Here is a 17956-nt window from a genome sequence, read left to right as displayed (position 1 = left end):
GTTGAGCTGGGGTCCGATCTGAAGCCAGTGGGGCGGCTGGCCGAGAAGTGGGAGCACGACGGACAGGCGACGACCTGGCGGTTCAGCCCGGATCATGTACGCACCGCCGGCGTGGGGAGGTGGTCAGTCCTCGTCGTTGCGGTTGAGTTCGGCGAGGAACTGCTCGACCTCGGCGCCGAGCTCATCCGCGGACGGCGTGGAGCCGGCCAGGAGGCTGCCACGGCTGACGGAGCCGGCAGCGGCGTCGTACTGCGTTTCGAGCGCGTTCACTACGGCGGACGCGTCCTCAGAGGCCTCGACCTGCTCATCGACCAGCCGGCCGGTGACGGCGGCCTCGTCGAGCAGAGCCTTGCTAGGGAGCAGCAGACCGGTCGCGGCGGAGACCGCGTGCACCAGCGCCAGCGCCGCGCCCGGGAAGCGGTTCTCGGCCAGGTAGTGCGGCACGTGGACCGCGAAACCCATCGCGTCCTTGCCGGCCTCGCCGAGCCGCACCTGCAACATCGTGCCGGCGCTCGCCGGAAGGCGCATCTCGCCGTCCCAGATGTTCGAGCGGGTGACCAGCTCGGGCCGCGTCGCGTGCGCGGTCAGGCCGAGCGGACGGGTGTGCGGCACGCCCATCGGGATGCCGTGTACGCCGACCGTGAGCGTCACGTTGTAGCGCTCGATCAGCTGCCGGACCGCGCCGGCGAACCGGTCCCAGTGGTTGTCCGGCTCGGGGCCCTCGAGCAGCAGGAACTCGACCCCCGCGTCGTCCTTCAGCAGGTGCAGGCTCAGCCGCGGCGGCGTGTAGTCGATGAACCGGTCCTCGGCGAACGTCACCTCAGGCCGCCGGGCCCGGTAGTCGTGCAGGAGGTCGATGTCGAACCGCGCGAGCAGCCGGTGGTCCAGCACCTCGAGCAGGTGGTCGGCCGTGACCCGGCCTGCCTGACCCGCGTCCATGAACCCGTCCAGCGAGTGCACCAGAACCTTCGGCGTCGCCGCCGGGCCGGTCGCCACCGACTCGTCGACGATCTCGTAGAGGTCGTCCGGTCGCAGCATCGTCGTTCTCCTTCACATCTGGCCAACAGGGCGGGTAGGCCCTTCTATCCTGCCCTCTCCACCTCACAACGCCCGACCTCGGGCCCACATTCCGGCGCTCGCGATCTTTCAGCTTCTTCCAAGATTCGGCACGCGGGGAGACAGTGTTGGAAAGCGCTTGCTAGGTTGCTGTCGTGCGCACCGAACCTGACTCCGCCTTGACCGTCATGCTGGCGATGAACGACGCCAGCCGGGATCGCGTGCTCGTCCCGCGGGTCCGCAAGCGCCTGGAAGCGGTCGCGACCGTGCTGCCGGTCGGTCCAGGGACCAGCTTCCTCGCCGACCCCGCGATCAAGGCCGCGCTGGCCGACGTCGACGTACTGCTGACCGGGTGGGGCTGCCCGCGGATCGGTCCCGAGGTGCTCGACGCGGCGCCGAAGCTGCGGGCGATCCTGCACGCGGCCGGTTCCGTGAAGGCGATGGTCGACCCGTCCGCGTTCGACCGCGGGATCCAGGTCTCGTCGGCGGCCACCGCCAACGCGCTGCCGGTCGCGGAGTTCACCGTGGCCGCGATCGTGCTGGCCGGAAAGCGGGCGTTCCGGCTGGCGGCGCAGTACCGGCTGGAGCGGCGTAAGTCGGACCCGCACGCGATGCCGGGCAGCTACGGTACGACGGTCGGCCTGCTGGGCGCCTCGCGGATCGCCCGGATGGTGGCCGAGCGACTCCGCACCTTCGACCTGAACGTACTGATCAGCGACCCGTACCTGAACGAGTCCGAGGCCGCGGGGCTCGGCGCCGAACTGGTCGACAACGACACCCTCTTCAGCCGCAGCGACATCCTCAGCGTGCACGCGCCGCTCATCGCGGAGACAGTTGGGCTGGTGGACGCGCGCCTGCTCGGCCTGCTGCGGGACGGCTCGGTCCTGATCAACACCGCCCGCGGCAAGATCATCGACTCCGAGGCGCTGGAGCGTGAGTGCGTCTCAGGCCGGATCGACGCGGTCCTCGACGTGACCGACCCCGAGCCGCTGCCGCCGGACTCGCCGCTGCTCGACCTGCCGAACGTCTTCGTCACGCCCCACGTAGCCGGTGCGGTCGGCAACGAAATCGCCCGGCTCGGCGAACTCGCCGTCAGCGAACTCGAACGCCTCGCCGCCGGCGAACCTCTGCAGCACGCCATCAACCCCTCCGACATCGGGAAACTCGCATGAGCCGCCTTGTTCTGCCTGACACTGATCGTGTTCTTTCTCGTCAGACCGGGTGGGTACGTGCGCACTGGGAGGCGCTTGCGGACCACCTGTTGGAGTCGCTGGTGCCGTACTTCTCCCCCGGTGCGTCGCTGATCGCGCTGCCTGGTCGGCCGAGCCGGTCGGGTACGGCGTCCGACCAGTTGGAAGGTTTCGCGCGATCGTTCATGCTGGCCGCGTTCCGGATCGGTGGAGTGCGGGGTGAGGGGTGCGAGGCGCTCATCGAGCGGTACGCCCGCGGTGTCGCGAACGGTGCGAACCCGGACCACCCGGAGTCGTGGCTGCGGCTCACCCCGCGGTCGCAGCAGATGGTGGAGGCCGCGGCGATCGCGGTGTCCCTGCACGAGACGCGGGAGTGGATCTGGGACCGGCTCGACACCCGCGCGCAGCAGCACGTGGCCGAGTGGCTGGGCGGGTTCATCGGGTCCACGACGCACGACAACAACTGGCGGCTGTTCCAGGTCGTGAGTGAGCAGTTCCTCGCGTCGGTCGGAGCGCCGTACTCGCAGGAGGACATCGACGGCGGGCTGGACCGGATCGAGGACTGGTACGTCGGTGATGGCTGGTACTCCGATGGCGACGGGCAGAACTTCGACAACTACATCGGCTGGGCCATGCACCTCTACCCGGGACTGTGGACGCGGATGGCGGCTGCCACGCCGGGTGCGGCGTACGAGGACCGGCTGAAGGTCTACCGCGAGCGGATCGGTCTGTTCCTGGAAGACGCGGTGCATCTGGTCGGCAACGACGGCGCGCCGGTGTACCAGGGCCGCTCACTGACGTACCGGATGGCCGCGGCGACGCCGTACTGGATGGGTGCGCTGCTGGACTCCACTCCCCTGTCGCCCGGGCAGACGCGGCGGCTGTGCTCCGGGATCGCGCGGCACTTCGTGCAGCACGGTGTGCCGGACGAGCGTGGGTTGCTGACGCTGGGGTGGTACGACACGTTCCTGCCGACGACACAGCAGTACTCCGGGCCTGGCTCGCCGTACTGGGCGTCGAAGGGATTCATCGGGCTGCTGCTGCCACCGGAGCACCCGGTGTGGACGGATCCGGAGGACTCGATCCCGCTGGACGACGCGGACCAGGTGCGGGCGATGCCGGCGCCGGGGTGGATCGTGCATGCGAGCCGGCATGACCAGATCGTGCAGTTGGTGAACCACGGTGCTGATCACGCGCCGATGGCCGAGCCGGAAGGTGTGGAGCCGGAGGGCGATGCGCACTACAACCGGCTGGCGTACGCGAACCACGCCGGGCCGGAGCTGTCCGACCACGCGCCGGGAATCGACAACCTGATCGCGCTCGTCGACGCGGACGGCCGGTCGAGCGCGCGCGGGCGAATCCGGCGGATCGCAGTCAGCGGACGTACGGCGTCGTCGTGGCACAAGGCGTGGCTGGGATCGGACGGACCGTGGCGGATCGAGACGGCGTCGGTCGTGCACGGCGGCTGGGAGATCCGGTGTGCGCTGGTCGAAGGGCCGGCCGGAACGTTGGTGCGCAGCGGCGGGTTCGCGGTCGCCGGGGCATCCTTGCCTGAGGCAACCGCTGGGGACCGCTCGGCGTCGGCGCGGAATCTCGACGGGCTGCTGTCCGCGGTGGTCGGTCTGCACGGGTACGACGAAGCCGGCGTGCACCGGGGTCTCGGTGCGAACCCGTTCGGTGTGCACTCGGCGACGCCGTACCTCACCGCTCCGCACAACGGGCATCCGCTCGTGCTGGTGAGCGCCGTACTGCTGACGCGGGACGCGCTGCGGCCGGAAGCGCTTGCCGAGGGCATCGATGTCGCGGTGGACGGTACGACGGTGCGGATCAGCCTGCCTGGTGGGGGCACTCAGGTGGTCGAGCTCGGGCAGACACACCCTTAGGTCAGGCTCACCAACAGTGTGCTCGCTGGATCCGATCAGTAGATTGACGGCATGAGCACGTACGAGAAACTTTTGCAGGAACAGATCCGTAACGAATTCACGGCGTCACAGCAGTACACGGCAGTGGGTGTCTGGTACGACGATCAGGATCTGCCGCAGCTGGCCGGGCACTTCTACAAGCAGGCACTCGAAGAGCGCAACCACGCGATGATGATGGTGCAATACCTGCTGGACAAGGACATCCGGCCGCATATCCCCGGTGTAGGCGAGGTGGAGAGCGACTTCAAGACGGCGCTGGAGCCGCTGGAACTCGCGCTGCAGCAGGAGATCACCGTCACCAAGCAGATCGAGACGTTGGCGCGGGCTGCTCGGGACGAGAGCGACTACATCGGCGAGCAATTCATGCAGTGGTTCCTGAAGGAGCAGGTCGAGGAGGTGTCCGCGATGACCACCCTCGTGAATGTCGCGAAGCGGGCCGGGGACAACCTCTTCCACCTCGAAGACTTCCTGGCCCGAGAGATCTCCGCAGCCACCGCCGACGACCCCACCGCTCCCACCGCCGCCGGCGGCCGAGTCTAGTACTTTCAGTTGTCTCTCGGCTGGTTGAGTGCCCCGGCTGCTGCTGGGTGGGCCGGGGGTTGGGTTACCAGCTACCGCCGCCTCCACCGCCACCACCGCCACCGGACGAGCCGCCGCTGAAGCCGGACGAGCTACCTCCGCCTCCCCCGCTGCTGGCCGGAGCGGGAGGCGGGTCGAACGTCTGCGCGACGGTCGAGCTGACCGCGCCGGCCGTCCAGCCGGAGGTGTAGTACGACGGTCCGCTGTACCAGTACGGGTCAGGCGTCAGCCGGCCCGCGGCGACCAGCCGCTCGCAGACCTTCTGCCAGCGGTCGGCGAGGTCGAACGCGATCGCCCAGGGCAGGTACTTCGAGAAGATGTCCTCACCCTCCTCGAAGCGGAGCTGCTCCGCCTCCGCCGTCGCCAGGTACTTCCGGAACCCGATCAGCTGATCCGTGACCGCCCGCCCGGCCGGATTGCGCTGCCCACGCCCGCGTATCGCGATCCAGAGGCCGATGGCAACGATCACCGCGATCACCGGGACCGCGATCACCACCGCACGACCGAGGCCGCCGGTGAACGCCGCGGTGGCTGTGCCTGCCAGGCCGGCACCGACCACCCAGAACCCGATCATCGCCATGCACGCGCACCCGGTGCCGCTCTTGAACACCTTGCCCCCACCGGCGCGCGGCATCCGCAGGTACCACGCACGCTCCTTCACCTGGGCCCGCAGCGCGGCGATCATCGCGTCGTGCGCCCGCCGCATCGTGTGGTCGCCGACCGCACCGCGGCGCAGCAGCACCTCCGACCCCGGCTGCAGCGTGGGGAACAGACCGGACATCAGAGCCTGCTCGTGTGGCGCGGTCGCGACTGCCGGGTTCAGCAGCACCGCCTTCTGATCGTTGCCGGTGTTCTCGATCCGTACGCCGCCACGCACCGCCATGTCGATCAGCGTCGCGGCCGTCTCGGTCGTGGTCGCCTTGGCGTCGATCAGCAGACCACCTTCGGCCACCGGGATCCTCGGCGGCGCGAACGCGACCGGGATCTGGTCCTCCGCCAGGTCGTCCTTCACCGGCTCGGCAGCGACACCGTCCGGCGGGAACGTGCCGGGTGGCATCCCGGCGTACCGCTGGTCCTTGTTGCCGCGCTGCGAGTACAGCCACGCGCCGGCGATCGCGGCGAGGGTGACGACGCCCGAGCCGATCAGTGCCGGCAGGCTCACGCCGTTGCGTTCCATCCAGCTGGGCGCGTCGACCACGATCGGAGTGTCGTTGCTGACCACGCCGGCCTTGATGCCGGCGACGATCGTCATCTGGTCGCTGCGGGCCAGACGGCTGGCGCTGAAGATGCCCTTGTCACCGCTGACGCTGCTCGTACATTCGTCGGTCGAGCCATGCGGTCCCTGGAAGCACTGCGTCTTCTGCACACCTTCCGGCACGCTGACGCTGACGTCGACCTGGTCGAGCACCGCGTCCCAGCCGTCGCCGGTCGCATCCCAATACAGCTCGCTGTGGTCGTCGAAGTGCCGGAGCGCCCCGCGTACGTCGTACGTGATCACGTACGTCGCGTCGTACCCGGAGATGGTCTCGTTCGCGGAGCCGATCTTGATCTGCAGACTCTGGTCGCGGTCGTCGTTGTACTTGAACGTCTCCGTGGTGAACTCGTCGGACGCGCCGGACGGGCTGTCGACGGTGATGTTCGAGACCTCGTACTCCTGGTCCTTCGAGTCGTCGTCGACGTACGGCTCCCGGGTCACCAGGTCCCGGAAGATGCCGTGCCGGCCGGTGTCGCCGAAGCTGTAGGCGATCGTCTCCTTCACGTGCAGCACACCGTCGGCGGTGACGTTGTAGTCGATCGTGAAGTTCTTGATCTCGTCACCCGTCGCCGCCGCGGCGGGCAGTGCGAATCCGCCGACTGCCAGACCGGCGACGAGCGTGCTGATGATGACCCCGAGTGCCCTACGCATGGCCGCGACCCTACCGAGCGTGAGGGTCCGCCGAGACGAGGTGGCCCGGCCGGGCGGCTGACGGTTCAGTTGAATCCGGCACGTGATGGCTCTTGTGCGAAGGGGCCGTTGGGGGAATCGTGGGTGAACCAGGAGGAACGTCATGGCAGACAAGACGAACACTTCCCAAGGCACCGGAGCCGCGCCCGCTGTGGACAGCCCGGACGCCATCCGCAACGTGGTGCTGGTCGGCCCGTCCGGGTCCGGCAAGACCACCCTCGTCGAGGCCCTGCTGGTGGCCTCCGGAGTCCTGAACAGACCCGGCACCGTCCTGGACGGATCCACCGTGTGCGACTTCGACGACGCCGAGATCAGGCAGCAGCGTTCGGTGGGCCTGTCGCTCGCGTCGCTGCCGCACGACGGCGCCAAGGTGAACCTGATCGACACGCCCGGGTACGCCGACTTCATCGGTGAGCTGCGGGCCGGCCTGCGGGCCGCGGACTGTGCACTGTTCGTGATCTCGGCGAGCGAGGGCGTCGACGAGCCGACCAAGACGGTCTGGCAGGAGTGCGCCCACGTCGGAATGCCGCGGGCCGTCGTGATCACCAAGCTCGACCACGCCCGGGCGAACTACCAGAGCGCCCTGGCGGCCGCACAGGCGGCGTTCGGCGACAAGGTGCTGCCGCTCTACCTGCCCGCTGGTGACGGGCTGATCGGGCTGCTGTCGCAGACGTACTACGACTACTCCGGCGGCAAGCGGTCGACGTCCACGCCCGACTCGTCGTACGACGACCAGATCGAGGAACTGCGCGGCACACTGATCGAGGGGATCATCGAGGAGTCCGAGGACGAGTCGCTGATGGACCGCTACCTCGAAGGCGAGGACATCGACCAGAAGGTGCTCATCGACGACCTCGAGCGCGCCGTCGAGCGCGGGTCGTTCTTCCCGGTCATCCCGGTCTGCAGCGCCTCCGGCGTCGGCACCCACGAGCTGCTCGAGGTCGCGACCAGCGGTTTCCCGTCGCCGCTCGTGCACGCCCTGCCCGAGGTGTTCTCGCCGCACGGCGTGGCGCGCACTGGCCTGACCTGCGATCCGGGCGGTCCGCTGCTCGCAGAGGTGGTGAAGACGACGTCGGACCCCTACGTCGGCAGGGTCAGCCTGGTCCGGGTGTTCTCCGGCACCATCAGGCCCGACGCGACGGTTCACGTGTCGGGCCATTTCACGTCGTTCTTCGGTTCCCAGAATTCGCACGCCGACCACGACGAGGACGAGCGGATCGGCACCCTGTCGTTCCCGCTCGGCAAGGTGCAGCGTCCGGCGGCTCAGGTGGTCGCCGGTGATCTGTGCGCGATCGGCCGGCTCACCCGGGCCGAGACCGGTGACACACTGTCCGACAAGTCCGATCCGCTGCTGCTGAAGCCGTGGAACATGCCGGAACCGCTGCTGCCGATCGCGGTCCAGGCCCACGCCAAGACCGACGAGGACAAGCTGAGCGTCGGCCTGCAGAGGCTTGCGGCCGAGGATCCGACCCTGCGGATCGAGCAGAATCCGGAGACGCACCAGATCGTGCTGTGGTGCATGGGCGAGGCCCACTCCGACGTCGTACTCGACGCCCTGGCCAACCGGTACGGCGTGACCGTGGACACCGTGGAACTGCGGGTGCCGCTGCGGGAGACGTTCGGTGGGAAGGCGAAGGGCCACGGCCGGCATGTCAAGCAGTCCGGCGGCCACGGCCAGTACGCCGTCTGCGACATCGAGGTCGAGCCGCTGCCGCAGGGCTCGGACTTCGAGTTCGTCGACAAGGTGGTCGGCGGCGCGGTGCCGCGGCAGTTCATCCCGAGCGTGGAGAAGGGCGTCCGGGCGCAGATGGAGAAGGGTGTCACCGCCGGGTATCCGATGGTCGGCATCCGGGTCACACTGCTGGACGGCAAGTCCCACAGCGTCGACTCCTCGGACATGGCGTTCCAGATGGCCGGCGGGCTCGCCCTGCGTGAGGCCGCGGCCGCGACCAAGGTCAGTCTGCTCGAGCCGGTGGATCTCGTCTCGGTGCTGGTGCCGGACGATCTGGTCGGCGCGGTGATGAGCGACCTGTCCGGGCGGCGCGGACGGCTGCTGGGGACCGACAAGGTCGGCGACGACCGGACCGTGGTGAAGGCCGAGGTGCCGCAGGTCGAGATCACCCGCTACGCGATCGATCTCCGCTCACTGTCCCACGGTGCTGCGTCGTTCAGCCGGGAGTTCTCCCGCTACGAGGCCATGCCGGAGGGCGCCGCGGCGAAGATGAAGTCATCTGCCTGACGGATCACTGTCCGGTGCCGCCGTCAGCTGAGGCGGCGCCGGACATCCCGCGACTTCAGGTACGACGCGACGTCGTCGTACCGCTCGCTCTGGTTGGCGAACTCGATGTACGACCGGACGCGGTGTAACCAGTCGAGCGTCGACGGCTTGACCGCGGGCAGCACGTCGGCGAGATGGTGCATGGCCAGCGGCGGCTCGCCACCACTCGACAGCGCTTCGTCGATCACCCGGTCGACGCCACGCTCGATCAAGGCGCGCAGGTCCGCGCCGCTGAACATCGGTGTCTGCCCAGCGAGCGCCTTCAGGTCCAGTCCGTCCGCGGGTACGTCCTGCACCAGCACAGACAGGATGTCGGCGCGAGCGGCCTCGTCCGGCGGCGGGACGAAGATGACGCGGTCGAACCGTCCCGGGCGCAGCATCGCTTCGTCCACGTCCCAGGGCGCGTTGGTTGCGGCCAGAACGAGCAGACCGTCGTTCTCGGAGCCGATCGCGTCGAGCTCCTGCAGCAGTACGTCGACCAGCCGCCGCGCCTCCGAACCACCGTGCTTGTGCCGCGCGAACGCCAGCGCGTCCAGTTCGTCGAGGAACAACACGCACGGCGCATTCGCCCGGGCACGCTCGAAGGCGGCGTGCAGGTTGCGCTCGGAGACCCCGAGATACGGGTCCATCACGTCCTCGATCCGGACGTTGATGAACGGTAGACCGCACTCCCCCGCGGTCGCCCGGGCCAGCAGCGTCTTCCCGCAGCCGGGCGGCCCGTAGAGCATCACACCGCCGCCGGACTTCCGGCCGTACTTCTCGTACAGCTCCGGGCGGCTCAGCGGCAGGATCACCATCCGGTGGATGACCCGCTTGATGTCCTCCATCCCGCCGACCTGGTCGAAAGTCGTGGTCTCCTTCGGGGCGTCCAGCTCGAGCGGCGCGTCCGCCTCGGGACCGACTTTGATCTTGATGCCACTGCGCTCGGCGATCATGTCGTCGACGAGCTGCTGCAGGCGACCGGTCCCCTCGACCACGCCCTGCTGACGAGCCGCCTCGAGCAGGCTCCGCAGCAGTGCGAGCCGCCCGTTGGCCGCGGCCAGTTCACCGACCGGCACGAACTGGTCCTCCGGCAACCCCTGCTGGTCGAGCAGCACGACGTACTGGTCCAGGGCCTCCTCGGTGTCGCCGGCACTCACCAGCGACTCGGCCAGGACCAGCCGCAGCAGTACGTCGTCCGGGTTGGTGTCGACCGCCTTGCGCAGAGCGGCGATCCGATCGTTCGTCATGAGCCCCATTTCCTGTTGATCCAGCGGCGGACCAGCGGCGGCGCCACCCAGGAGTACACGCAGAACGCCAGCCAGGCCATCGCGAAGGCGAACGACAGCGGGGCCAGCCCGACGATGCGCAGGCCGTAGATGATCGCTACCGCGCCGATCCAGACGACCAGCGGGTTGAAGCGCTGGAACGGACGCAGCGGCACCATCAGCGGATGGTTCATGAGCTTCGCCTCGCGCGCGGCGGCCCGGAGGTCGGGGTCGCCGGGCTGGGACGCGGCGGCGGAGGCGAGCGAGCTGTAGCCGGATCGCGAGTCGCCCGTGAGCATCGACGACGTACCGTGCAGGGCGCGGGCGCCTGGGTCCTCCGGGTCGTGCGAGAGAGCCTCCGTGCTGTGGCGGTGCATGTCGCGGTCGTTGCCGAGAGCGAACGCGACCTGAGCGCGGGCGGCCGAGACGGCGGCGCTCTCCGGCGCGTACGACGCGGCGCGCTCGACCAGGGCGCTCGCCTTCTGCGCCTGGCCGGCGGTCAGGCACACTCGGGCGTAGCCGATCAGGAGATCGGGATCGTTCGGGTCCAGGCTGAGACCTTGCAGGAACGCGGCCTCGGCCTCCGGGAGACGTCCTTCGGACCGCAGCGCGGAGCCCAGCACCTGCAGCATCGGGAGGAACGGGCCGTGCTGAGCGAGGCCGTCCTTCAGTACGTCGATCGCCTCGGCGTTGCGGTCCAGCGCGTGCAGGGCGGCGCCGCGGAACAGGTACGCACGGAAGTCGACCGCGGCGTCGCCCCACAGGCCCTGGAGTTCGTCGAGAGTGCGCTCCGGGTGGCCGATCTGCAGCCAGTGGCCGGCCATCTGCAGGCGGGCCTCGGTCGGTTCGTTCACAGGGCCACCGTCACAAGGAACAGGATCAGGGCTTCGGCGACCGCACCGGCGATCGTCACTCCGAAGCCCGTGCCCCACAGTGAGCCGTAGTCGGTGCCGCGGAGCTGGAACGCGCGGTCCATCGGTCGCTGGATCCGGAGCTGGATCAGGCAGCACACCACGGCGACGACCCGGATCCCGACCCGCAGGCCGGAGCCGAGGTCACCGTCGGTGTTCAGGACGGCGAAGGCCGCGATCACCACAGCCAGGCCGATCGCGCCGACGCCCAGGATCAGGCGCTGCTTGGCCGCGTCGACGCCGAGCCTGCGGGCGTTCAGGAACGCGATCACCGTCGAGGCGATCACCCCGCCGAAGAAGGCGACGTACGTCTGCGACATCAGCCGCCACGGGCGCACCGACATGTCCACACCGGCGCCGATGGTCGGGCGCAACAATTCGTCCGGCATGAGGCTCCTCGATGGGCCATCGATCTGGGCACGCGCAGTGTACTGCTCTGGCGGGCATTAGCCTGGGGCGATGAGTGAGACGAACTGTCTGTTCTGCGGGATCGTCGCTGGGAGCATTCCGGCGACACGGGTGGCAGAGACCGAGCGGGCGATCGCGTTCATGGACATCAACCCGGCGACCGCCGGGCATCTGCTGGTGATTCCGCGAGCGCACTCGACCGATCTGCGCGAGGCAGGCGTCGAGGACCTCACCGCCGCGACGTTGCTCGCGCAGTCGCTGGTCAGCCGGGTGATCGAGCGCCTCGACGCCGACGGCGCCAACCTGCTCAGCTGCATCGGTGAGGCCGCCTGGCAGTCGGTCTTCCACACCCACCTTCACGTCATCCCGCGGTACGAGGACGACCCGCTCCAGCTCCCCTGGCACCCGACCCCAGGCGACATGGACCAGATCCAAGCCACCGCCGCGAAGCTGGTGTAACGCTTCCGCACCCTCACGACACTGCAGGGCTGACCGAACACCTCAGCCCTGGGAGTCGTCATGACGCAAGCCATCGCCACCGCTCCTACCACCCCGTGCGTCGAACCCAAGAGCGCGCTGCTGCGAAGACGGCTGCTGCCCCTGTGGGTGGCCACCTTCCTGCAGGGCGTCGGACTCTGGGTGCCGGTCGAGAAGCTGTTCATGAGCGGGATCGGGTTCGATGCGGCCACGATCGGAGTGATGGCGGCCGCATACGCCGCGCTCGTGCCGGTGATGGAGGTGCTGTCCGGCGTCCTCGCGGACCGCTGGTCGCGGCGGGGCGTGCTGATGGTGGCTGGCGTTGCTCTATTGCTGAGCGTGTTCATCGGCGCGATCAGCCAGAACGTCGTCACCTACATCGTGGCGGCGCTGATCCTGGGGATCTATTTCGCGATGTACTCCGGGACCGTCGAGGCAGTGGTGTACGACGTGGTCGTCGAGGAGACCGGTGACGGTGCGGAGTACGAGCGGCGGATCGGCTGGGTCCGGTTCGTCGAGAGCGTCGCCCTGGTGGGAAGCGCGTTGGCGGGCGGATGGATCGCAGCCGCGCTTTCACCGCGGGCGACGTACTTCCTCACGCTGCCGTTCGCAGCGCTCTACCTCGTCGCACTGAGCCGGTTCTGCGAGCCTCGGCTGCATCGGACGACCGAACGGACCTCGCTCCGGGATCACCTCGTGGTCACGTACCGCGCGATCACCGACCGTGGGCGGTTGGTGCCGATCGCGGCGGCCACCATCATGTCGGCGATGATCTTGCAGGCGATGTACGAGTTCGGTCCGCTCTGGCTGGTCACGCTCAAGGCAGAGGCCGGGTACTACGGACCGTTCTGGGCACTGCTGGTCGGGATGATCGGGGTCGGTGGACTCCTCGCGAGTCGGCTGCATCTCGAGCGACCGCTGTCCGTGGCGATCGTCGTACTCACCATGCTGGCTGCGTGCGTGACCATGACGACCAGCCGCAGCCTGGCCGCGTTGACCGCCGCCATGGTCGCGCTGACGCTGCTGCTCGTAGTGATCGGCATCCACCTCAGCCAACTCATGCACGACGCGGTGCCGTCGACGATCCGGACCGGGGTGGCGTCCGGGATCAGCGCCGTCTCGTGGTTGCTGTTCACGCCGTTCGCGCTGATCTTCGGTGCCGTGAGCAAGCACGCCGGCGTCTACGTGTCGGGCTGGATGATCACCGGTGCGGTCGCGCTCGCCGGTGCCGCGCTCGTCTGGGTGCAGCGGCATGCGGTCGCCGTACGCTGAGCCGATGATGGCTGGGCTGCCGTCGGACGACGTACTCCTCGAGCGGTTGCGGACCGGCGACGAGGACGTGTTCGCGCTGCTCCTGGACGGCTGGTCCGGCGGGATGCGGCGGGTGGCGCGCTCGTTCGTGTCGACCGAGGAGTCGGCCGCCGAGGTCGTGCAGGAGACCTGGCTCGCGGTGATCGAGGGCATCGGCGGGTTCGAGGGCCGGTCCTCGCTGAAGACCTGGGTCTACCGGATCCTCACCAACACCGCGAAGCGCCGCGGCACCCGCGAGCACAAGGTCGTGCCGATGAGCAGCATCGACGACCAGGGGCCGACCGTGGACCCGAGCCGGTTCCGCCCGGCGGGCGATCCGTTCCCTGGCCACTGGTGGGACTACCCGCCGGCCTGGCCGTCGCCGGAGCAAGGGTTGCTCACCGCCGAGGTCCGCTCCTACCTGACCGAGGCTCTGGCCGAACTCCCGGAGCGCCAGCGCCTGGTCGTCGTACTGCGGGACATCGAGGGCTGCCCGTACGACGAGGTGTGCGAGCTGCTCGGAATCACGGCGGCGAACCAACGGGTGCTGCTGCACCGCGCGCGGGCGTTCCTGCGCGGCAGACTGGAAGAGTTCTACCAGCGGGAAGGTGACGGGTCATGAGCGATCTCGAGTGCCGTGAGTTCGTCGAGCGCGTGACGGCGTTCCTCGAAGGGACCCTGAGTCCCGAGGCGGACCAGGACTTCGTCGACCACCTCGCCCTGTGCGACGGGTGTGAGCGCTACCTCGACCAGATCCGTCGGACTTCGCAGACCCTGAACGACCTGCCCGGCGAGGGCTTGCCAGGCGACGCCCGCAGCGCACTCCTCAACGCCTTCCGCGATCGCCGTTAGCGCCGCGCGACGAGTTCGTAGACCGACAGGAGCTCTGGCAGCAGGACCGACCAGTCGTACCGAGGTACGGCGCTCAGTCCGGCGGAGCGAAGCTTCTCGCGGTCGTCGGGACTGCCCAGGAGCCGGAGCGCACGCCGAGCGAGCTCGTCGGCGCTACCCGGCTCGAACAGCTCGCCCAGCCGGCCACCGTCGAGGACCTGCCGGAAGGCGGCCAGATCGCTGGCCAGGACGGGAGCACCTGCCGCCATCGCCTCGAGCAGGACGATGCCGAAGCTCTCGCCGCCCAGATGCGGCGCGACATAGACGTCCGAGCCGGCCAGCATGTCGGCGCGGGCGTCGTCGTCGATCTCGCCCAGGAAGAGGATGTTGTCGCGGAACCGCCCGGGGACAGCGCGCCGCGCCTCGTCCGCCTGACCAGACCCGGCGACCAGGATTTTGAGCCCCGGCCGCTCCGCGATCAACGCTGGGACGGCCTTCACCAGGACGCCCAGGCCCTTGCGGGGTTCGTCGAGACGGCCGAGGAAGCTGATCGTGCCGTCGTCGCCCATCCACTCCGCCCGGGGACTCCCCTTGAAACGCGCGGTGTAGAGACCGTTCGGGATCACGACCGCCTCGCCGCCGATGTGCTGGACCATCATCGAACGCGCGTTCTCCGAGACCGCGATCCGGGCGTCGATCTTCTCCAGCGCGGGCCGGAGCAGACTGGCGGCGGCACTCATCGCGCGGGACCGGACCTGCCAGGTGTGGAACGTCGAGACGAACGGGCCGTCGGCCGACCAGAGCGCGATGATCGACGCACTCGGAGTCGTCGGCTCGTGCACATGGACCACGTCGAACCGGCCGTCGGCGAGCCAGCTCTTCACCCGCGCCGCCGTCCGGGGACCGAACGTGACCCGCGCGACCGAGCCGTTGTACGGGACCCCGACCGCGCGCCCGGACGAGACGACGTACGGCGGGACCGCGTCGGAGTCGTCGACCGGCGCAAGGACGGACACCTCATGGCCGACGCCGAGCAGGGCCTCGGCGAGGTCGCGGACATGGTTCTGCACCCCGCCGGGCGTGCCCAGCGAGTACGGGCACACCACACCGATCCTCACGGAACGATTCTCACTCTTCCAGGAAAATCCTCTGCAGCATGTGCCAGTCCTGGGGGTGCGCGGCGATCCCGGCGGCGAAGGCGTCGGCGCAGCGCTGGGTCATCCCGGCGGTACCGCCCTCGGGCTCGATGGCGTCGTGGAACGTGATCACCAGCCGTGGCCCGTCGTAGTGCAGTGTCGCCGGGATGAGCGGGGCTCCCGTCCGCAGGCTCAGCGCGGCCGGACCGGCCGGCATCCGCGAGGGACGGCCGAAGAACGTCACCGGTACGCCGCGCTCGGACAGGTCCCGGTCGGCCACGAGGCAGACGAACCCGCCCGCCTGCAGCCGCTCAGCCAGGATCCCGACGACGTCCTGGTCACTGCCGGTCAGTGGGAGAACCTCCATACCGAGCTTCTTGCGGTACTCGATGAAGCGGTCGAACAGGGACTCCGGCTTCAGCCGCTCGGCCACCGTCGACACGGGCATACCGGTCAGACCGGCCCAGGCGCCGGCGTGGTCGTAGTTCGCCAGGTGCGGCAGCGCGCAGATCACGCCCCGCCCGGCCGCGTGAGCGTCGCGGAGCAGCTTCTCGTTGACCGTACGGACCCGGCCGACGACCTCCTGGTCCGACCACTCGGGCAGCCGGAACGCCTCCTGCCAGTAGCGCAGATACGAGCGCATTCCGGCCAGCGTGAGCGCATCCAGCTCCGCCGGCGTGGCATCCGGGCGGACCACGGCAAGGTTTCCGCGCAACCGTCGTACGCCGCGACCGTTGCGGCGTACGACGTGATCCGCGGCGTGGCGGAACAACCAGGTGACTGTCTTCTCAGGCAGCCGTCGGACCAGCCCCCAGGCGAGGGCGAACGCGAGATCGGCAGCCCGCTGACGGAGGCCGTCCATGCCTCAGTTCTTCGGGTCCGGTTCGGCCGGGGGCTCGGTCGTGGGCTCGGCCGTGGCGTGGGACTCGGTCGTGGCCTGGGGCTCGGCCGTCGCCGGCGGCGGGGTGTCCAGGCCGGCGTTGGCCGGGTCGGCGAGGACCTGCTTGCGGACCGACAGTGACCGCTGGACCACGGTGATCGTGCTGGCGACAGCGACCGCCCAGATCACGATCTTCAGCAGGATCGGCAGGTCGAACACGTCGGAGAAGAACGCGATGACCAGGGTGAACACGAGCCGGTCCGCGCGCTCGGCCAGACCACCGCTCGCCTTCAGACCGAGGCTCTCGGCCTTGGCCCGCGCGTACGACGTCACCGCACCCATCACCAGCGCCCACAGCGTGACCGCGGCCATCAGGGTCGAGTCGCCGGCGCGTGAGTTGGCGTAGTACATCACCAGGCCGCCGTAGATCGCGCCGTCGCCGATGCGGTCGAGCGTGGAGTCGAGGTACGACCCCCACTTCGACGACGTGCCCGACGTGCGGGCCATGAAGCCGTCGATCAGGTCCGAGAACACGAAGCAGGTGATGATCACCACGCCCAGCCACAGCTGGCCGCGCGGGAAGAAGATCAGCGCGCCCGCGCACACGCCGATCGTGCCCACGAGCGTGACCATGTCAGCGGTCACGCCGAGCCTGAGCAGAAGTTTGGCGATCGGCGTGATCACCTTGGTCCAGAACTGCCGGAATCTGTTAAGCATGGCGGGCCGATCGTAGTCCAGCCGGATCACCATCCGGTGACAAGCCACGGCGTTCCGCCTGCGACAGACCTGATTTCGCGCGATGCTGACGGTGTGAGGACGCGACGGAGGACGGCGCGGCTCAGCCGCGGCGCGCTGGCGAGTGCACTGGCTGGTGCACTGGCTCTGGCGCTGCTGACCTCCGGCTGCTCGGTCGCACGCAAGGCCGACGGCTCCCGTCCGCTCACCGTGCCGACGCAGCCGCCCGCCGTGGTCCCGACAGCCATCGCGCCCCCGCAGGCCGAGGGCCTGGACGGTACGGCGGGGGCACCGGGACCACAGGTGTGTACGGCGATCACCAGAACACTGACCACCCAGCTGCGCGTGCCCGTCACCGCGAAACCGAACGCCTGGAACGACGGCGGCCTGCCGGCCATGGACCTGTGCACGCTGCTTCTCGAGGACCGGGTCGTCACGATCGGTGTCACCGCGCTCCCCCGCCAGCCCGACTCGCTCAACCGGCTGCTCACCGGCGCCGGCAAGGTCGAGCCTCTGACCGAACTCGGACCGAGCGCCCTGATCACCGAGTCCCGGATGGTGTTCACGGTCGGCGACCGGGCTGTCCGCATCACGCCTGCGGGCGGCATCGATCGCAGTACCGCCGACGGCATCGACCGCGCCAAGGCGGTCGCGATCGCGCTGGCGACGCGGGACGCCGTACCGACGTCGCTGCGGAACGCTCGGCAGACCGACGCCGCGTGCCAGCTGTCGAACTCGCAGGCCGAGGAGTTCGCCGGGGCGCAGGTGCAGCTGCGGCGGGACTATCGGGTCCGTGGTGCGTTGACGTGCATCTGGGGGACGTACGACGCGACGGTGTCGATCGTCGAGGCGTTCGACCAGCCGACGATCCCGGAGGCGGAGCGGACGCCTCCACCACAGCTCGCGCCGGTCGGCCAGCCCGGCTACTACCTCCCGGACAAGGGCGAACTCGTCTTCCGCCTCGGCCGCCGCGTCGTCCGCGTCACCGGCCTGACGAACCCACCCCGCGTGGTCCCCCTCACCACGCTCCAAGGCATCGTCGACCCGATGATGCCGCTCTTCCTGCGCTGA

Annotated in this window: 17 protein-coding genes; 9 read left to right on the top strand and 8 right to left on the bottom strand. The window is 69.3% G+C overall.

Translation table 11 applies throughout. The features are described 5' to 3' along the window. Positions 1 to 123 precede the first annotated feature (123 nt). The gene (locus tag AB0I34_RS42045) at positions 124 to 1038 is read right to left on the bottom strand and encodes a PAC2 family protein (protein ID WP_360457601.1); all 915 of its coding nucleotides are present in this window, start codon (positions 1036 to 1038) and stop codon (positions 124 to 126) included. Positions 1039 to 1211: 173 nt separating this feature from the next. Between AB0I34_RS42045 and AB0I34_RS42040 the strand changes: the two genes are divergently transcribed. Genes AB0I34_RS42040 through AB0I34_RS42030 form a run of 3 tightly spaced genes read left to right on the top strand, consistent with a single transcriptional unit; the run spans position 1212 to position 4708 of the window. Next, entirely contained in the window at positions 1212 to 2228 is a 1017-nt protein-coding gene (locus tag AB0I34_RS42040; RefSeq protein WP_360457598.1) for a hydroxyacid dehydrogenase, read from the top strand. Continuing rightward, positions 2225 to 4129 carry a DUF2264 domain-containing protein gene (locus AB0I34_RS42035; protein WP_360457595.1) on the top strand — a complete coding sequence of 635 codons (1905 nt, stop codon included), beginning with the start codon at positions 2225 to 2227 and terminating at the stop codon, positions 4127 to 4129. The genes AB0I34_RS42040 and AB0I34_RS42035 overlap by 4 nt, the downstream gene beginning before the upstream one ends. A 51-nt stretch (positions 4130 to 4180) precedes the next feature. Continuing rightward, complete coding sequence (locus AB0I34_RS42030; protein ID WP_360457593.1) at positions 4181 to 4708, top strand: ferritin; 528 nt, start codon at positions 4181 to 4183, stop codon at positions 4706 to 4708. Positions 4709 to 4772: 64 nt separating this feature from the next. On the opposite strand, the gene AB0I34_RS42025 is transcribed toward AB0I34_RS42030, so the two are convergent. Further along, the gene (locus AB0I34_RS42025; protein ID WP_360457590.1) at positions 4773 to 6653 is read right to left on the bottom strand and encodes a DUF2207 domain-containing protein; all 1881 of its coding nucleotides are present in this window, start codon (positions 6651 to 6653) and stop codon (positions 4773 to 4775) included. A gap of 142 nt (positions 6654 to 6795) precedes the next feature. Here AB0I34_RS42025 and AB0I34_RS42020 point away from each other — a divergent pair, with 142 nt between their 5' ends. Then, on the top strand, positions 6796 to 8931 hold the full coding sequence (locus tag AB0I34_RS42020) for an elongation factor G-like protein EF-G2 (protein ID WP_360457587.1): 2136 nt from the start codon (positions 6796 to 6798) through the stop codon (positions 8929 to 8931). Positions 8932 to 8954: 23 nt separating this feature from the next. On the opposite strand, the gene AB0I34_RS42015 is transcribed toward AB0I34_RS42020, so the two are convergent. The 3 genes from AB0I34_RS42015 to AB0I34_RS42005 are packed head-to-tail and all read right to left on the bottom strand — an operon-like array spanning position 8955 to position 11517. Continuing rightward, positions 8955 to 10199 (bottom strand): tetratricopeptide repeat protein, encoded by a 1245-nt coding sequence (locus AB0I34_RS42015; protein WP_360457584.1) that lies wholly within the window; start codon positions 10197 to 10199, stop codon positions 8955 to 8957. Beyond that, entirely contained in the window at positions 10196 to 11071 is an 876-nt protein-coding gene (locus AB0I34_RS42010) for a tetratricopeptide repeat protein (protein WP_360457581.1), read from the bottom strand. Before AB0I34_RS42010 ends, AB0I34_RS42015 begins: the two co-directional genes overlap by 4 nt. Next, positions 11068 to 11517 carry a hypothetical protein gene (locus tag AB0I34_RS42005; RefSeq protein WP_360457579.1) on the bottom strand — a complete coding sequence of 150 codons (450 nt, stop codon included), beginning with the start codon at positions 11515 to 11517 and terminating at the stop codon, positions 11068 to 11070. The genes AB0I34_RS42010 and AB0I34_RS42005 overlap by 4 nt, the downstream gene beginning before the upstream one ends. 70 nt (positions 11518 to 11587) lie before the next feature. On the opposite strand from AB0I34_RS42005, the gene AB0I34_RS42000 reads away from it, so the two are divergent. The 4 genes from AB0I34_RS42000 to AB0I34_RS41985 are packed head-to-tail and all read left to right on the top strand — an operon-like array spanning position 11588 to position 14155. Further along, on the top strand, positions 11588 to 11995 hold the full coding sequence (locus AB0I34_RS42000) for an HIT domain-containing protein (RefSeq protein WP_360457576.1): 408 nt from the start codon (positions 11588 to 11590) through the stop codon (positions 11993 to 11995). 60 nt (positions 11996 to 12055) lie between these two features. Further along, positions 12056 to 13285, top strand: coding sequence for an MFS transporter (locus AB0I34_RS41995; protein WP_360457574.1), 1230 nt, complete (start codon positions 12056 to 12058; stop codon positions 13283 to 13285). Positions 13286 to 13289: 4 nt separating this feature from the next. Further along, positions 13290 to 13925, top strand: coding sequence for a sigma-70 family RNA polymerase sigma factor (locus AB0I34_RS41990; RefSeq protein WP_360457571.1), 636 nt, complete (start codon positions 13290 to 13292; stop codon positions 13923 to 13925). Continuing rightward, positions 13922 to 14155, top strand: coding sequence for a zf-HC2 domain-containing protein (locus AB0I34_RS41985; protein ID WP_360457568.1), 234 nt, complete (start codon positions 13922 to 13924; stop codon positions 14153 to 14155). The genes AB0I34_RS41990 and AB0I34_RS41985 overlap by 4 nt, the downstream gene beginning before the upstream one ends. Here AB0I34_RS41985 and AB0I34_RS41980 read toward each other — a convergent pair. From AB0I34_RS41980 to pgsA, 3 genes are read right to left on the bottom strand one after another with little or no spacing between them, the layout of a single operon-like run. Next, positions 14152 to 15252, bottom strand: a complete 1101-nt coding sequence (locus AB0I34_RS41980; RefSeq protein ID WP_360457565.1) for a glycosyltransferase family 4 protein — start codon at positions 15250 to 15252, stop codon at positions 14152 to 14154. The two genes, AB0I34_RS41985 and AB0I34_RS41980, sit on opposite strands and share 4 nt — an antisense overlap. Positions 15253 to 15262: 10 nt before the next feature. Continuing rightward, complete coding sequence (locus AB0I34_RS41975; RefSeq protein WP_360457562.1) at positions 15263 to 16132, bottom strand: phosphatidylinositol mannoside acyltransferase; 870 nt, start codon at positions 16130 to 16132, stop codon at positions 15263 to 15265. A 3-nt stretch (positions 16133 to 16135) separates the two neighbouring features. Continuing rightward, positions 16136 to 16867 (bottom strand): phosphatidylinositol phosphate synthase, encoded by a 732-nt coding sequence (gene pgsA / locus AB0I34_RS41970; protein ID WP_360457559.1) that lies wholly within the window; start codon positions 16865 to 16867, stop codon positions 16136 to 16138. A gap of 93 nt (positions 16868 to 16960) precedes the next feature. On the opposite strand from pgsA, the gene AB0I34_RS41965 reads away from it, so the two are divergent. Beyond that, positions 16961 to 17956: a hypothetical protein gene (locus AB0I34_RS41965; RefSeq protein ID WP_360457556.1), complete on the top strand. Its 996-nt coding sequence runs from the start codon at positions 16961 to 16963 to the stop codon at positions 17954 to 17956.

This window comes from Kribbella sp. NPDC050281, assembly GCF_040655855.1.
GTDB lineage: Bacteria > Actinomycetota > Actinomycetes > Propionibacteriales > Kribbellaceae > Kribbella.
This window is presented reverse-complemented; position numbering and strand designations above follow the sequence as displayed.

Excerpts from the sequence above, each read along its gene's own strand:
- AB0I34_RS42045 (WP_360457601.1), bottom strand. The coding sequence starts at position 1,038 with ATGCTGCGACCGGACGACCTCTACGAGATCGTCGACGAGTCGGTGGCG.
- AB0I34_RS42035 (WP_360457595.1), top strand. The coding sequence starts at position 2,225 with ATGAGCCGCCTTGTTCTGCCTGACACTGATCGTGTTCTTTCTCGTCAG.
- AB0I34_RS42030 (WP_360457593.1), top strand. The coding sequence starts at position 4,181 with ATGAGCACGTACGAGAAACTTTTGCAGGAACAGATCCGTAACGAATTC.
- AB0I34_RS42025 (WP_360457590.1), bottom strand. The coding sequence starts at position 6,653 with ATGCGTAGGGCACTCGGGGTCATCATCAGCACGCTCGTCGCCGGTCTG.
- AB0I34_RS42020 (WP_360457587.1), top strand. The coding sequence starts at position 6,796 with ATGGCAGACAAGACGAACACTTCCCAAGGCACCGGAGCCGCGCCCGCT.
- AB0I34_RS42015 (WP_360457584.1), bottom strand. The coding sequence starts at position 10,199 with ATGACGAACGATCGGATCGCCGCTCTGCGCAAGGCGGTCGACACCAAC.
- AB0I34_RS42005 (WP_360457579.1), bottom strand. The coding sequence starts at position 11,517 with ATGCCGGACGAATTGTTGCGCCCGACCATCGGCGCCGGTGTGGACATG.
- AB0I34_RS42000 (WP_360457576.1), top strand. The coding sequence starts at position 11,588 with ATGAGTGAGACGAACTGTCTGTTCTGCGGGATCGTCGCTGGGAGCATT.
- AB0I34_RS41995 (WP_360457574.1), top strand. The coding sequence starts at position 12,056 with ATGACGCAAGCCATCGCCACCGCTCCTACCACCCCGTGCGTCGAACCC.
- AB0I34_RS41990 (WP_360457571.1), top strand. The coding sequence starts at position 13,290 with ATGATGGCTGGGCTGCCGTCGGACGACGTACTCCTCGAGCGGTTGCGG.
- AB0I34_RS41985 (WP_360457568.1), top strand. The coding sequence starts at position 13,922 with ATGAGCGATCTCGAGTGCCGTGAGTTCGTCGAGCGCGTGACGGCGTTC.
- AB0I34_RS41975 (WP_360457562.1), bottom strand. The coding sequence starts at position 16,132 with ATGGACGGCCTCCGTCAGCGGGCTGCCGATCTCGCGTTCGCCCTCGCC.
- pgsA (WP_360457559.1), bottom strand. The coding sequence starts at position 16,867 with ATGCTTAACAGATTCCGGCAGTTCTGGACCAAGGTGATCACGCCGATC.